This is a genomic window from Leisingera aquimarina DSM 24565 (assembly GCF_000473165.1).
Classification (GTDB): Bacteria; Pseudomonadota; Alphaproteobacteria; order Rhodobacterales; family Rhodobacteraceae; genus Leisingera; species Leisingera aquimarina.
In genome coordinates this window covers 156,570-171,488 of the sequence record NZ_AXBE01000011.1, presented here as the reverse complement: position 1 = coordinate 171,488, position 14,919 = coordinate 156,570, and the positions used below count along the sequence as shown (strand labels likewise).

Genomic DNA, 14,919 nt, shown 5'->3' with positions numbered 1-14,919 from the left:
AACCGGCATGACGGTTGCCCAGTTTTTTTTTGGCGGCCGTTCTCGGCGTGGCCATCGCCCTGATGATGGGGCTGATGAAACTTTCCTCCAACAAGCTGCTGCGCGGGTCCGCGGTCACCTATATCGAGATCTTCCGGGGCACCTCGCTTCTGGTTCAGCTCTACTGGATCTTCTTTGTTCTGCCGTTGTTTGGCGTGTCGATTGATAAGTTTACCGCAGGTTATGTTGCGGTGGGCATGAATATCGGCGCCTACGGGGCCGAACTTGTGCGCGGCGGTATTCTGTCTGTCCCCAAGGGGCAGTGGGAAGCAGCACTTGCCATCAATATGTCGCCGGCGCAAAGAATGCGCCGGATCATCCTGCCGCAGGCATTGGTCAACATGCTGCCGCCCTGGGGCAATCTGATGATTGAGCTGTTGAAGGGGACGGCGCTTGTCTCGCTGATTTCGGTAGCGGATCTGATGTTTGAGACCAAGCAGATCAATGGGTCGACCTTCCTGTCCGCCCAGGCCTTTGGCGCGGCCTTGATCATCTACTATGTTCTGGCGCGCTTTATGGTGACGCCCTTCATGCGCTGGCTGGAAGCCTATATGGCGCGCAAAATGGGGAGGGCTTGATCCATGTTTGACTGGAAATGGGAATTCGCCTGGGAAATCCTGCCGCGACTGGTCTCGGCAACCGGGAACACGCTGCTGGCGGCCGGAGCGGGCTATGCAATCGCACTGGTACTGGGGCTGGCCCTGGCCATCGCCCAACGCACTCCGTACCGGGGGCTGACTTTTGTTGTCCGCGAATTCGTTGAATTCATCCGCTCCACGCCGTTGCTGCTGCAGATCTTCTTTATCTTCTATGTCGGACCGCAGTTCGGCATCCGGCTCAGCCCGTGGATGTCGGGGATGATCGCCATTGGCCTGCATTATTCCTGCTACCTGTCCGAGGTCTACCGCGGCGGCATCGACAGTGTGCCCAAAGGCCAGTGGGAGGCGGCAATCGCGCTTAACATGACCACGGTACAGAAGTACCGCCGGGTCATCATTCCGCAGGCCATTCCTTCGGCTTTGTCGGGCATGGGCAATTATCTGGTCGGCATCTTCAAGGACACACCCATGCTGTCAGTGATCGGGGTTGCCGAACTTATTCATACCGCCAACGCGATTGGGTCGGAGCACTACCGCTTTCTCGAACCCTTCACGATGGTGGGTATCATCTTCCTCGCAATCTCTCTTCCTGCGGCTGGTCTGATCCGGCTGGCGGAAGGGCGGGTACGCCGCAAACTGGGACTGAAGTAATGCTGGATATGTCAGGTTTTCCAATAGAACTGAGCGGTGACAACACACCGATGGTGAGTTTTCGAAAAGTACGTAAATCATATGGTGCGCTGACCGTTCTTGATGATCTTGATCTCGATATCAACGCCGGCGAAATGGTGTCTATCATCGGCCCGTCCGGTTCTGGCAAGACAACCGTGCTGCGGATGCTGATGACGCTGGAGCAGATCAACAGCGGGGTGATTTATGTGGACGGCAAGCCGCTGACACATATGCCGAAGGGCGGCAAGCTGGTTCCGGCCAGCGAACGCCATCTGCGCAGCCGCCGCGTCGACATCGGCATGTGTTTTCAGCACTTCAATCTGTTCCCGCATATGACCGCGCTGGAAAACTGCATGGAAGGGCCGGTGCAGGTTCTGGGCCTGCCCAAGGCCGAAGCGCGCGACCGTTCGGAAGAATTGCTGGAACTGGTGGGCATGATCGCCAAAAAGGATCAGCACCCGTCACGGCTGTCGGGCGGCCAGCAGCAACGGGTTGCCATTGCGCGGGCGCTGGCGATGCGCCCCAAGGTGATGCTGTTTGACGAGGTGACCTCGGCGCTGGACCCCGAAGTGATCGGCGAAGTCACAAACGTGATCCGCGGTCTGGTGTCCGAGCATAATCTGACGATGCTGATGGTGACGCACCAGATGGGGTTTGCCCGCGATATTTCGGACCGGGTCTGTTTCTTCTATGGCGGTAAGATCGAAGAGCAAGGGCATCCGTCCGAGCTGTTTGGCAATCCGCAGCGGGAACGGACACAGCAGTTCCTGAGCGCGGTGCGCGAAGCGGTCTGACACCTAACAGGTCGCTGAAATAGTCTCTGAGTCGGAACGCTGTCCTGCCATCAGGGCTAGTTCGTGTGATCACCATGTCTTTCGGCTCGTTCGACGTTCGCGCCAGGTGCCGTTCTCCCGCGTCACGCGGTCAGCAACCGGGGCAGTCTTGCGAGGTTGTTCGCCGCCATAGTCAGGATGAACCGCGAACGGACACGCTCGACACCGCGATACAGGGTTTGGGCCATGCCTCCGACTGTCTTGGCCCAGCCAAACGGTTCCTCGATCCTCTTGCGGTGCTTCTGTGACAGGGCGTAGCCTTCATGCCGGGTGGTTCGGCCATCGATCGCGGAGTATCTCGATTTCTGGGCGACATGGGGCGTGACGCAGGCTTGGCGCAGGTCGGAAACGAACCCGGAGGCGTCATAGCCCTTGTCGGCGGCCAGCGTCAGTTGCCGGGTTGATCCAGGGGAATGGCGATGGATCATGTCCAGAGCGGCCTTGCGTTCGGCATGACCGTCGGCCTGGGTCAGGTCGCCCTGCACGACCAGGCCCGAGCGGTTCTCCATCAGCGCATGCCCGATGAAGCACAGCATGGCCCCGGTGCCGGGGGATTTCTTGTAGAGCCGTGCGTCCGGATCGGTGGCCGATACGTGGGTGGCGTTGGAGCGCTTCTCGCCCTTGAAGTCGACCTCGGCATTGCGGCGGCGGTGGGAATTGCGGGGCATCGGATCGGTCTCGGCGGGGCTATCGGAAGGCTCGGTTTCGGGGGTGGTGTCCGGGGCGGGCGGATCACCCGGCCCATCATCGTCAGGCGGACTGGCCTCTGCCTTCGGCTGGAAACTCTTCATCGACGCCCAGGCCTTCACCAAGGTGCCATCCACAGAGAAATGCTCGTCCGACAGCAGCGGCGCAACCTCGCGGTGGGCGAGGATCGCCGCCATCACCTTGCGCGACATCTCGGTCGTCAGCAGCCGGTCGCGGTTCTTCGTGAACACGGTCGGAACCCATACCTGATCATCGATCCCGAGGCCGACAAACCAGCGGAACATCAGATTGTAGTTCAGCTGCTCCATGAGCTGCCGCTCGGATCGGATCGAAAACAGGATCTGAAGCAAGCTCGCACGGATCAGCCGCTCCGGCGGGATCGAAGGGCGGCCGAAATCGGTGTAGAGCGCCTCGAATTCAGCATCGAGACTGGCGAGCGCGTCATTGACCACCTGTCTGATCTTGCGCAGCGGGTGTCTCGGCGGGATGCGCTCTTCCAGATCCACGTAGCTGAACAGCGACCCGCTCGTCTCGTCCGTCCCGCGCATCATCACCCCCGCCGTTACCCTGCAGAAGGTGAATCATGTTCTCAAACCGCTGTCGAGGCGGAACTATTTCAGCAGCCTGCTAAAGATCTATCCCAACGTCCCGCAGCAGATCGCGGGTGCGTTGGGATAGTGTGCCGGTTCGCCAAATGGCAAAATAGGTGCGCCCGGTGTTGAGCTTGTAGCCCTCCAAAGGGGCCAGACGTCCGGCTTCGATTTCAAATTTCAGGACGTCGGCGCTGCCTAGGGCGATGCCCTTGCCCCGGATCGCGGCATCCAGGGAGCTGCCGTAAGATCCAAGGTTGACCCGCGGCACCGCGGACAGTTCCGCGTGCCCGGACTGTTCGATGAAGTCGGGCCAATTGATCCATTTCAACGCCAGTTTCTCGAAATCCAGCAAGGTGCTGGCAGAAAAGTCAGGGGCTTGGGCGATCAAGCCGGGCGCGGCCAAGGGCTGCCAGATTTCCTCGAACAATACAACGCCTTCCCAACCTGAGGGAATGTCGCTGCCGTAGTAGACAACAATATCGTGCTCTTGGTTAAGGATGTCCGATTCCTTGTTGGACGCGGTAACGGTCACCGGCACGGCATCATGGCTGAGCAGATATTCATTGACTTGGGGTGTCAGCCAGAACTGCGAAACTGCGATATTTGAGGCGAGCGAGAGTTTGTCATGGCTGCCCTGCCGCAACTGGCCGATGCCCAATGCCAGATACTCCAGCGCTTCAGAGGCGTTTGCAGCCAGCTTATGCCCGGCTTTGGTCAGGTCGACATTGCGCCCGTTCCGGGTGAGCAGCTCTACCCCCAGCCAGCTTTCCAGAAACTTGACACGTTTGCTGACAGCCGCTTGGCTGACATTCAGCTCCTCCGCTGCGCGCGTGAAATTTTTGTGGCGGGCGACCGTCTCAAAGAACAACAGGTAGTCCAGCGGCGGGAGCGTGCTGCGATAGTTTTTCATAACTGACGGTTATCATAACTTGATAAGAGAAGTCATTTTGAAAACTGGGTTTCCGGCAATAAGCTCATTTGAAACTTAAGATAACGCCCGGCTGCACAGGGCCTATTTGTACAGGGGAAGTCCCGCATGTTCACCGAACGATTGAACCGTCTGCAGTCCAAGCTGGCTGATGCGAACATTGATGTTGCGCTGATCACCGATGACGACAACGTCTATTACCTGACCGGGTATTATGACTATCTGCATATGGAGTTCGGCCGTCCGACTATTCTGGTGGTCCCCAAAGATGGTGACGCGCTGCTGATCACCCCGACCATCGATCTCAACAGTGCCGAGGCAGCCGCCCGGGTGGGCCGGATTGCGGCTTGGAATGACGGCATGGGCAACGAGTGGCGCGAAGAACTGCCGGGTGCGGTCAAAAACGCGACGAAGGTGGCGATTGAGCCCGGCCACATGCCGCCTCTGGTGCGTTCCTATGTGAATGATCTGGTGGATGCTGAGAAGATCTCCAGCGTCACGCCAATCCTGAACGGCATGCGGATGATCAAATCGGCGGAAGAGCTACAACTGGCCCGCCATGCTGGTCAGGTGGCGACAGCGATGATGAACGCAGGCCGCGCAGTAATTGGCGACGGCGTGCCAGAGTTCGAAGTGGCGATTGCTACGTCGCAGGCGGGCACCCGCAAGGCGGCAGAGCTGCTGACTGCGCATTACGATGACGGCGATATGTCGCCCAACACGCATTTCCTGCAAATCATGGCATCCGGCAAGGACATTGTGAAAACGCATCACCGGGCCTCGACCCGGATCATGCGCCAGGGGGAGCCGGTGTTCCTGTGTTTCTGCGGTATGACCAATTTCCACCGTTTCAAGCTGGGGTTTGACCGGACCTTCTGGATTGGCGAACCCGATCCGGCGCAGGTTGCGGTTTATGAGGTGGCCGTGGCCAGTCAGAAAGCTGCGCTGGATGCCCTGCGCCCCGGTGTGACGGCCGAAAGCATTCACGCCGAATACGCGGAAGTCATCCAAGGCGCGGGTTATGAATATCCGTTCCGCTGCGGGCGGGCGACCGGTTTCAGCTTCCTTGAGGCACCGCAACTGGTCACGGGCGATACCACCATCATTCAGCCGGGCATGGTGCTGGCAGTGGATGGCTCTGTTTCCGTTGATACCTTCCGGGCCCAGGTCGGGGATAGCTTTATCATTACCGAAGATGGCTGGGAGCCGCTGACCCAGCATCCGAAATCCGTTGAAGAGGTTATTCTGTAATGTTCCAACCAGGCCAAACCATCCAGTCCAAACCCCGTACTCCGGAATTGAGCGAGGGACGGCACCACCGTGCCAAGCTGGGCTTTATCCTGATGTCGACGGACCCGTCGGCAGAGGGTGACTTCAAGGATATGGCACCCGAGGGTGTGGGCGTGCACATCACCCGCCTGAAGACGGACGACTATACAACCAACGAAACCCTGTCCCGCCATATCGAACACATGGCGGATGCGGCGTCCCGCATTCAGCCGGAAGCACAGCCAGATGTGGTGAGTTATAGCTGCACCAGTGGTTCCATCGTGATCGGTGAGCAACGGATTTTTGAAGAAATCCATAAGGGCGCGCCCTGGGCACAGCCGATGTGCCTGGTGCAGGGGGTGCTGGACGCACTGCATGAACTGGGTGCGAAAAAGCTGGTGGTTGGTACGCCGTATCTGGACGAGATCAACACCGCCGAGGCTGAATTCCTGGTCGAGCGTGGCTTTGACGTGCTGGACATTCAGGGGCTGAACATTGCCCAGGGATGGGACATGGGGCTGGTCACGCCTGCCTATTGGAAGAAATTCGCGCTGGAAATCGACCAGCCGGAGGCCGATGCAATCTTCCTCAGCTGCGGCGGCGTGCGGTCGCTGGAAGTGGTTGAGGAAATTGAGCAGGCGGCAGGCAAGCCGGTGATCACCTCGAACCAGGCGCAGATGTGGTCCTGTTTGCGCCGGGCCGGCATCATGGATGAGCTGGAGGGCTTCGGCCAGATTTTTAAACACCCTGGCCGCGTGCTGAAAAGCACCATCTAAGGCGCTCGAAAGACAGATCAAAATGACTAGATTTTCCGCATGGAATGTCTTTTGGCAGGGGATATCCGGCCAAGAGGGCTGGACCCGTCAGTGGCGTGATCCGGAGCCAAAGCCGCATTACGATGTGGTTGTCGTCGGTGGCGGTCTGCATGGGCTGGCCACCGCCTATTACCTGGCCAAAAACCACGGCGTCCGCAATGTCGCGGTTCTGGAGAAGGGCTGGATTGGCGGTGGCAACGCGGGGCGTAACACCACGATTGTGCGCTCAAACTACACCCAGCCGGGCAATCGCGAGTTCTATGAGGACTCACTGAAGCTGTGGGAAGAGCTGAGCCATGATCTGAACTATAATGTGATGTTCAGCCAGCGTTCGCATATCACCCTGCTGCACAGCCCCGGCGCGGTGGATGCGGCCTCGCGCAACTATAACACCATGCGGCTGACCGGCAATTCGGATGCAGAAATCTGGAGCCTCGGACAGCTGAAAGAGGCGGTGCCGCATCTGAACTACGGGGCGGATGCCAGGTTTCCCATCATGGGCGCTGCGGTGCACAAGCGGGCCGGGACGGCGCGCCATGACGCGGTGGTCTGGGGTTATGCGCGCGCCGCCGATCAGCTGGGTGTCGATATCATCCAAAACTGCGAAGTCACCGGCATCCTGCGCGAGGGCGGCAAGGTCACTGGACTGGAAACCTCACGTGGGAAGATCTCGGCGGGCAAGCTGGGCCTTGCGGTGGCGGGCAATACGTCACGCCTGTGGAACATGGCGGGGATGAGCCACCTGCCGATTGAATCGCATAAACTGCAGGCCTTTGTTTCGGAGCCGCTGAAACCTTTGCTGGATCAGGTGGTGGTCTTTGGCATGGGCGGCGCGCATTTCTATATCTCGCAGTCGGACAAGGGCGGCATGGTCTTTGGCGGCGATCTGGACTGGTACAAATCCTATGCGCAGAAAGGCAACCTGCCGATCGTGCAGGATGTGGCCGAGGCTGCAATGTCGGTGCTGCCCTGTCTGGGCCGGGTGCGGCTGCTGCGGCATTGGTCGGGGGTGGTTGATATGTCGATGGATGGCACGCATTTCATCTCCAAAACACCATTGGACAACCTCTATCTGAATGCGGGCTGGAATTACGGAGGGTTCAAGGCGACGCCGGCCGCAGGCACCTATTTTGCCGATCTGATCGCCAATGACCGGCCGCATCAGGTGATCGCTAACCACGACCTGAGGCGGTTTGAGCGCGGCATCCAGCTGGATGAGCGCGGCGCGGGCCCCGATCCGAAACTGCACGGTTAAGGACATAGAGCATGATTAGAATACCTTGTCCGTTCTGCGGCACCCGGGATCATAGCGAGTTTGCCCATGGCGGTGATGGATCCGTTACCTATCCTAACTTGGATGCGCCTATGCAGGACTGGCACGACGCGGTCTTTCAGCGCGAAAACATCTGCGGCGTGCAGGTCGAGACCTGGCAGCATGTGAACGGCTGCCGCATGTGGATCCTGGTTGAGCGCGATACCATGACCCATGAAATCCACTCCGTCCGGCCTGCCCATGCGGGTATGGCCAAAGCACTGGGGGCGGCATCATGAGCGCGTCACGTCTGACCAAAGGCGGCCGGATCGACCGCTCTTGCAGGCTGGGTTTTACTTGGGACGGACGGTCGTTCGAAGGCTATGCCGGCGACACCCTGGCCTCGGCGCTGATGGCGAGCGGCGAGACGGTGCTGGGCCGCAGTTTCAAATACCACCGCCCGCGCGGCATCATGTCGGCAGGGGTTGAGGAATCTGGTGCGATTGTCACCCTTGGCGCAGGGGAACGGGCAGAGCCCAATACCAAGGCCACCATGGTGGAACTGTATGACGGGCTGACGGCCTGCGGTCAAAATGCCTGGCCCAATGTGCGCAGCGACGTGGGCGCGGCATTGGGGCTGTTTGGGCGGTTCTTTTCAGCAGGTTTTTATTACAAGACCTTCATGGGGCTGCCGCCGTTCGAATGGGGGCGCGGTACCGGCATCTGGATGCAGTATGAAAAGCTGATCCGCAAAGCGGCCGGCATGGGCGAGGCGTCGCGGAGTGCCGATCCGGATGCCTATGACCATGTGCATGCTTTTTGTGATGTGCTGGTGGTTGGTTCCGGGCCTGCTGGTCTGAATGCCGCGCTGACAGCGGCGCGGCAGGGCAAGGATGTGATCCTGGTAGAGCAGGATTTCGATCTGGGTGGCGATCTGTTGAACCAGTCGGATCCTGTGGCAGAGGCGCAGCGCCGGGAACTGGTGGCGGAACTTAAGGCTGCAAACGTGCGGGTCATGACCCGCACCACGGCGTTTGGGTTGTATGATTACGGCACTGCGGGCCTGCTTGAGCGGGTGACAGACCATCTGGCGGTCAAGCCCGCGCATGCGCCGCGCCAGCGGTTTTGGACGGTGCGTGCGGCGGCAACGGTTCTGGCAACCGGCGCGCTGGAGCGCACAGTGGCCTTCACCAACAACGATCGCCCGGGTGTGATGACGGTGGCGGCAGCGCGGGCCTATCTTAACCGGTTTGGTGTGCTGCCTGGGCGGAATATCGTGCTGAGCACCAACAATGACTCGGCCTATGTCACGGCTGCCGAACTGGCCAGAGCAGGGGCCAACGTGACGCTGGTGGATCTGCGCGACCGTGTGTCCGAGGTGCATATGGTGGCCATGAAGGCGGCAGGCGTCGAGGTTAAAACCGGGCTGGCGCCGCTGAAAGCGCTTGGCGGTAAATCAGTTGCCGGGGTTGTGCTGGCACGGCCTAGGGGCAAGAGCTGGGCCGCGGCGGAAACTCTGGCTTGTGACCTTCTGCTGGTCTCAGCGGGCTGGTCGCCGGTGGTGAATCTGGTGTCCCATCGCGGTGCCAAACCGGTTTGGGACAAGGACCTGGCTTGCTTCCTGCCAGCGCCTTGCGCGGACAATGTGGTGATGGCCGGATCCGCGGCCGGGCATTGGAACACGGGCGACTGCGCCGCTTCGGGGATTGCTGCGGCAAAGACAGCCATGGGCGAGTCGGCAGAGTCCCCGGCCTTGGGCGGGGCTGAGACTCCGGTCAAGCCGCTGTATGAAGTGCGGCTGCCAGGCAAAAAGACCAAAAGCTTTGTCGATCCGCAACATGATGTCACCGCCGCCGATGTACGGCTGGCGCATCAGGAGGGGTTCGTTTCTGTTGAGCATCTGAAGCGCTATACAACACTGGGGATGGCGACGGATCAGGGCAAGATGGGCAACGTCATCGGCCTTGCGCTAATGGCCGACGCCCTGGGCAAAGAGATACCAGAGGTCGGCACGACCCGCTTCCGCCCGCCTTATACGCCGGTTGCTATCGGCGCGCTGGCGGGGCGCAATACCAGCAGTCATTTCAAGGTTCTGCGCCGCACACCGCTGCATGACTGGAACCTGCGGCACGGGGCGACGATGACCGATGCGGGACTGTGGCACCGGCCCTGGTATTTTGCCCGCAAGGGCGAGACCATCACCGAGGCCTATATCCGCGAAGCCGCAACTGTGCGCGATACGCTGGGTATCTGCGACGTCAGCTCGCTGGGTAAAATTGCGGTGCAGGGGCCGGATGCATCTGAATTCCTGAACCGGGTCTACAGCAACGCCTTTGCCAAGCTGGCAGTGGGCAAGGCGCGCTACGGCATCATGCTGCGCGATGATGGCATGGTGATGGATGACGGCACCACCTGGCGGCTGGCCGAGAATGACTTTCTGCTGACCACCACAACCACAAATGCGGGCAAGGTGATGGTCTGGCTTGAGGAGCTGTTGCAGCTGCGCTGGCCGGATTTGAAAGTGCATGTCACCTCGGTTTCCGATCAATGGGCGGGCGTGTCCGTTGCCGGGCCTAAGGCGCGCAGCGACATAATGGCCTGTCTGCAAGATCCGGCGGCGGTGTCTGCGGATAACCTGCCCTTCATGGGCGTTATCGAAACCCGGCTGAAAGGCGGCATCAAATGCTTGATTGCGCGGATCAGCTTCTCGGGTGAGCTGGCCTACGAGGTCTATGTCCCAAGCGATTACGGCGAGGTGATGATGGATCTGCTGTGGGAGACGGCAGAGCCGATGGGCGGCTGCCTGTACGGACTGGAGGCACTGGGCACCCTGCGGATCGAAAAGGGCCATGTGACGGGGGCCGAATTGGATGGTCGGGTGACAATTGATGACGCCGGGCTGGGCAAGATGGCCTCGGCCAGGAAGCCGTTCATCGGCAGCGCGCTGCGCCAGAGACCCGATCTGTTGCGCGCGGACCGCCCGCAGCTGGTCGGGATCTTTCCGAAGGACCGCAACCAGACTTTCAACGGCGGCGCATTGCTGTGCAAACCGGATGAGATTTCCGGCTTTGGCGAAGGCTGGGTGACGGCGGTGACGTATTCGCCGGCGCTGGGGCATTGGATCGGGCTTGGTTATGTATCAGGCGGCCATACCGCGTGGCAGGGCAAGGCGGCGACAGCCACTGATCCGGTACGCCAGGGGGATATCGCGGTGGAGATTGTTTCACCCCATATGTTTGACCCAGAGGGAGAGCGGATGCATGGCTAATCCGATTTCAGCGCTGCAGGCAGTGCGAAGGACAGGGCGCTTTAGCACTGCGGCAACGCCTAGGGTGACCATTGAGGAAATCACCGATTTCGGGCTGCTGCAATTTGCAGCCTGGGCCGACGCGCTGGCCGAAACCGGGGCAGAGGCCGCACGAGTGGCCGGATGCAGTGCCTGTCCGTCGCCGGGCCAGTCTGTTCGGGGGGTAAATGGCACGCTGTTGCGGGTAGAGCCGCTGAAGTGGTGGCTGGTGGTACCCGCCGGAGCCAAGACGCCAGCCCCGGATCTGGGGCCGGAAACGGGGGCGGTGCTGGATCTGCTGCAGTCCCGCTGCTGGCTGCGGATCAGTGGCAGCCTGGCGGAAACGGTGCTGAACCACTTCCTGCCGATCAACCTCGGTTCCGGCGCCTTTGCTGATGGCGCGGTGGCAACCACAGCTTTCCATCATACCGGAGTCACGCTGTGGCGGGACGTGCAGGGTCTGAACCTGCTGATGCCCCGCAGCACGGCACGGTCCTTGTGGGATCTGCTTAGTGAAAGCGCGCGGCAATACGGGCTGGCGGAAAAGTAACCCCGGTCCCATCGCGACCACTCTGTCTGGGAGGAAAGAGAATGCACCCGAACATGCCGATTGCAGAGCTGCTGGAGGCCTTGCGGCGCAACGCCGAGTTGCCGGATGAGCTGGCTGAGGCGACGCCGCCGCAGATCTATACCTCGCCCGAGTTCCTGGAGCTGGAACTGGATGAGATATTCAACCACGAATGGTTCTGTGTGGGCCGGGTTGATGAGTTTGAAAACCAGGGCGATTACCGGACCATGAAAATCGGCCGTGATCCTGTGATAATCTTGCGGGACCGGGACAACACCCTGCGGGCGATGTCGAATATCTGCCGCCACCGGATGGCAACGCTGCTGGAAGGCTCAGGCAATCTGAAAGGGCGCATCACCTGCCCTTATCACGCCTGGACTTACAATCTGGACGGCCAGCTGATCGGCGCTGCCCATATGCGGGACAATTTCAACAAGAAAGAAGTCTGCCTGCCGCAGTTCCAGGTCGAAGTCTGGCAGGGCTGGGTTTACGTGTCGCTGGATCCCCAAGCGCCGCCGCTTGCACCGCGTTTGGAGATGCTGTCAGAGCATTTGAAGAACTATCAGCTGGACAAATACCGCACGCTGTTCCGCGCCGAGGAGATATGGGACACCAACTGGAAGATCCTGGTGCAGAACTTTACCGAGGGTTATCACCTCTTTGTGGCGCATGCGAAAACGATTGAGCCTGCGATGCCAACGAAACTGGCCAATGCGATGCACGGCAGCGAGGGGCACAGTCTGTACAAACAGGGCCGCATTCCGGGTAAATCCTATGAGCGCGAGTCTGACATGGAAGTCGATAACCCGTTGCTGACCGAGGAAGACCGCAACACTGCAGTGCTATCCGCGGTGTTTCCTTGCCATGTGATGTCGGTGGTGGCTGAGCGCACCTTTTGGCTGTCGCTGCAGCCCTATGGAACCGACAAAGTCAAAGTGCTGTGGGGCGCGGATTACTACCCCGGGGCTGTTCCGGAGGATCCACAGGAGCGGGCAACCTATGCGGCTGAACTGAAAGCCGGGTTTGATGCGATCAATGAAGAGGACAAGCCGATCATAGGCGGCATCGCGCAAAACGCCAAAGCGCTTGCTGCGGCTCCGGGGCGGCTGTCTCCCAAGGAGCGCACAGTCTGGTATTTTCAGCAGTATCTTGCGGCGCAGCTGTGCAAGGGATTCCAGCCTGAAGTGACGCCAGATTTCAGGAGGACTGACGCAACTTCTTGAAACCTGTTAATGTGAGTTGAGCAAGGATAAGTCTGGACTAATGTTGACGAAATGGAACCCTGACAGTTGAAAGGCGGTACATGGAATAGCGTTACTGGAGGTGACAGCTAAAGGTATTTTGGCGAGAGTTGGTAGCCATAAATGACCCGGAAGACAGGGCGGTAGCCTGGTACTTGGCAGGCTGCGCTTGCGGAGAACGTCGTCGCACCGCCTTGGCATGCAAAAATCTCAAATTACGCAGTTGCGTCGAATGTCACCTTTGACGTGATGCAGTGCAGCACCCAGTATCGATAGAAGTGGCCCAGTTTGGATCGATCTTGCTCGCGCGATTACGCTGCGGCTGCGAAATGCTGCAACTGCCCACTCGGTACTTTGGGCTCTCTGCCGCCATGCGGTGGCACAGCACCGAGGATCCAGCACCAGCCTGCCCCAGGCCAGTTGTGATCGGCTCAAGCCAGCCCTAAGCGGCCATGCGAATGAGGCACGCGGTGCTGGATGCTGCAGGTGCGAGGCTTGCCAGCCAATCCATCAATTGCGGACGTTCATTCAAGCACGGGCACGGGCAATTAATTAGAAGCTTCGCTCTCGGTCCGAGAATTCCCCATTTCATCGCCCGGTTGACCTAACCGCAACTAGCCGCGCTGCTAAAACAGCATGTTAGAATGATGCACCAACGTCGGGTTGGTGTCGTGGCAGGACGTGGTGGATAGGAGGACCTTTCATGCCCATTGCCAATTTACCCGCCATTCGCTGCACGCGCAAAACCAGGTGTCAGTCGAGCTCATGCTGTGCGGGAAAGAGACGCCCTTCGCTTTTGCAGCTATTTCTGCCACAGAAAACTCCCGCGCCTGCAGTGCGAGATTGTCGGTAGCGCGGTAAATTTGGCGTCAAGTGTCATGCCGGGTTCCTGGCTTGTCCATGACTGCATGCGATATGTGCTGTGAGTGTTGGCAGCAATTCAACGGCAGGATATTGAAACAGCTGATTTAATGTCACACTAGGAATTTGCGATATGGCACCACAGAACGCCGACAACAAAAAGTACCTTGAAAGCCGTTCTCTTGGTGTCGCCATGTGGGGCAATCTGTTCATGGCCGCAGCAGGGATGCTGGCCGGTGTTTTGTCGAACTCCAACGCGATCATGATGGACGGTCTGTTTTCCTTGATCGGATTCGGCTCGGCGCTACTCGGGCGGCGGATCAGTCGCCGGATTGATGCAGGCCCCGACAAGGCGCGACCCTTCGGTTACGCTGCGGACGAGGCGATCTTTTCGACTTTCCGTTCACTTTCTCTACTTGGGTTGGTCCTTTTCGCCATCACCAATGCTATCAAGAGCATCTACAACTATCTCAGCGGCATGACACCCGAACCGCTGAACTTTGCGCCAATGATCGTCTATTTTTCCGGGATCGGGCTTACCTGCGCAATTCTGTGGGGCTTCCATCATTTTACCTGGCACCGAACAGGGAAGAGCAGTTCAATCTTACGGCTTGAGGCAAAGGCCGCGATGTTTGATGGGCTGGTCACGGCCGCTGCAGGTGCAGGTCTGGGCGCCATCTACTTATTCCGGGATGGTCCGCTGGCACCAGTCGCTCCGGTAGGTGATTCAGTGATCGTCCTGCTGCTTTGCCTGCTGGCGATCGGTTCCTATGTTCGGGATTTTCGCGGTGGGCTGGGCGAACTGGCCGGCGCCAGCGCCAGCCCTGAGAGTGTCGCTGCAGCCCGGCGAAGCCTGCGCTCTGCAATCTCCGAGGATGGCGGCGCGCTGCAGGACATGTCGGTCACCAAACTTGGTCGTACTTTCTTGGTGACAGTCTATTACAATCCCGGCCGCCCGGTCTCGGCGGCAGAAATCGACAGTCTGAATTTGCGAATGATCCAGGATGCGCGCAAGGCGCTGACCGGAGCGGATGTGTTGCTGGTGATTACCGAACATCCCAGGCGCTGGCCCGACGCGCTGAACCCATTTTGAATGGTGCGATTCCGGTAGATTGGCCTCACAGCTAACCGCGTTGCAACGCAACATCTGCGCAATGGCGGCAAAACCCACCGGAAAAACGGCCCTCACCTGCCATTTGTCAGGGTTGCCGTCGCCGCAGTGCGGCCTCCCCAAAGCCGATGGGGTGGATGGCTC

Annotated in this window: 13 protein-coding genes; 11 read left to right on the top strand and 2 right to left on the bottom strand. The window is 59.6% G+C overall.

What is annotated here, in order from left to right:
• The first annotated feature begins 14 nt into the window (after positions 1-14).
• Genes ehuC through ehuA form a run of 3 tightly spaced genes read left to right on the top strand, consistent with a single transcriptional unit; the run spans position 15 to position 2,104 of the window.
• Complete coding sequence (ehuC, locus tag AQUI_RS26625; RefSeq protein ID WP_245596813.1) at positions 15-617, top strand: ectoine/hydroxyectoine ABC transporter permease subunit EhuC; 603 nt, start codon at positions 15-17, stop codon at positions 615-617.
• A 3-nt stretch (positions 618-620) separates the two neighbouring features.
• Positions 621-1,289, top strand: a complete 669-nt coding sequence (ehuD, locus tag AQUI_RS0100850; protein ID WP_027255857.1) for an ectoine/hydroxyectoine ABC transporter permease subunit EhuD — start codon at positions 621-623, stop codon at positions 1,287-1,289.
• On the top strand, positions 1,289-2,104 hold the full coding sequence (gene ehuA, locus AQUI_RS0100845; RefSeq protein WP_027255856.1) for an ectoine/hydroxyectoine ABC transporter ATP-binding protein EhuA: 816 nt from the start codon (positions 1,289-1,291) through the stop codon (positions 2,102-2,104). Before ehuD ends, ehuA begins: the two co-directional genes overlap by 1 nt.
• Positions 2,105-2,226: 122 nt before the next feature.
• On the opposite strand, the gene AQUI_RS0100840 is transcribed toward ehuA, so the two are convergent.
• Both AQUI_RS0100840 and AQUI_RS0100835 read right to left on the bottom strand, forming a co-directional pair.
• Positions 2,227-3,399, bottom strand: a complete 1,173-nt coding sequence (locus AQUI_RS0100840) for an IS5 family transposase (RefSeq protein ID WP_027255855.1) — start codon at positions 3,397-3,399, stop codon at positions 2,227-2,229.
• Between the two features lie 79 nt (positions 3,400-3,478).
• The gene (locus tag AQUI_RS0100835) at positions 3,479-4,354 is read right to left on the bottom strand and encodes a LysR family transcriptional regulator (protein ID WP_027255854.1); all 876 of its coding nucleotides are present in this window, start codon (positions 4,352-4,354) and stop codon (positions 3,479-3,481) included.
• A 126-nt stretch (positions 4,355-4,480) separates the two neighbouring features.
• Here AQUI_RS0100835 and AQUI_RS0100830 point away from each other — a divergent pair, with 126 nt between their 5' ends.
• The 8 genes from AQUI_RS0100830 to AQUI_RS26620 all read left to right on the top strand — a co-directional run bounded on the left by AQUI_RS0100830 (position 4,481) and on the right by AQUI_RS26620 (position 14,757).
• Positions 4,481-5,623, top strand: a complete 1,143-nt coding sequence (locus tag AQUI_RS0100830) for a M24 family metallopeptidase (RefSeq protein ID WP_027255853.1) — start codon at positions 4,481-4,483, stop codon at positions 5,621-5,623.
• Positions 5,623-6,417, top strand: a complete 795-nt coding sequence (locus tag AQUI_RS0100825) for a maleate cis-trans isomerase family protein (RefSeq protein ID WP_027255852.1) — start codon at positions 5,623-5,625, stop codon at positions 6,415-6,417. Before AQUI_RS0100830 ends, AQUI_RS0100825 begins: the two co-directional genes overlap by 1 nt.
• 22 nt (positions 6,418-6,439) lie before the next feature.
• A complete protein-coding gene (locus tag AQUI_RS0100820; protein ID WP_027255851.1) occupies positions 6,440-7,711 on the top strand; it encodes a sarcosine oxidase subunit beta family protein in 1,272 nt (423 codons plus the stop codon).
• A gap of 11 nt (positions 7,712-7,722) precedes the next feature.
• A complete protein-coding gene (locus tag AQUI_RS0100815) occupies positions 7,723-8,007 on the top strand; it encodes a sarcosine oxidase subunit delta (RefSeq protein WP_027255850.1) in 285 nt (94 codons plus the stop codon).
• The gene (locus AQUI_RS0100810) at positions 8,004-10,976 is read left to right on the top strand and encodes a sarcosine oxidase subunit alpha family protein (protein ID WP_027255849.1); all 2,973 of its coding nucleotides are present in this window, start codon (positions 8,004-8,006) and stop codon (positions 10,974-10,976) included. The genes AQUI_RS0100815 and AQUI_RS0100810 overlap by 4 nt, the downstream gene beginning before the upstream one ends.
• Positions 10,969-11,544, top strand: a complete 576-nt coding sequence (locus AQUI_RS0100805) for a sarcosine oxidase subunit gamma (RefSeq protein ID WP_027255848.1) — start codon at positions 10,969-10,971, stop codon at positions 11,542-11,544. Before AQUI_RS0100810 ends, AQUI_RS0100805 begins: the two co-directional genes overlap by 8 nt.
• Positions 11,545-11,585: 41 nt before the next feature.
• A complete protein-coding gene (locus AQUI_RS0100800) occupies positions 11,586-12,785 on the top strand; it encodes an aromatic ring-hydroxylating oxygenase subunit alpha (protein WP_027255847.1) in 1,200 nt (399 codons plus the stop codon).
• A 1,012-nt stretch (positions 12,786-13,797) separates the two neighbouring features.
• On the top strand, positions 13,798-14,757 hold the full coding sequence (locus AQUI_RS26620; RefSeq protein WP_051371717.1) for a cation efflux transmembrane domain-containing protein: 960 nt from the start codon (positions 13,798-13,800) through the stop codon (positions 14,755-14,757).
• The last annotated feature ends 162 nt before the right edge of the window (positions 14,758-14,919 follow it).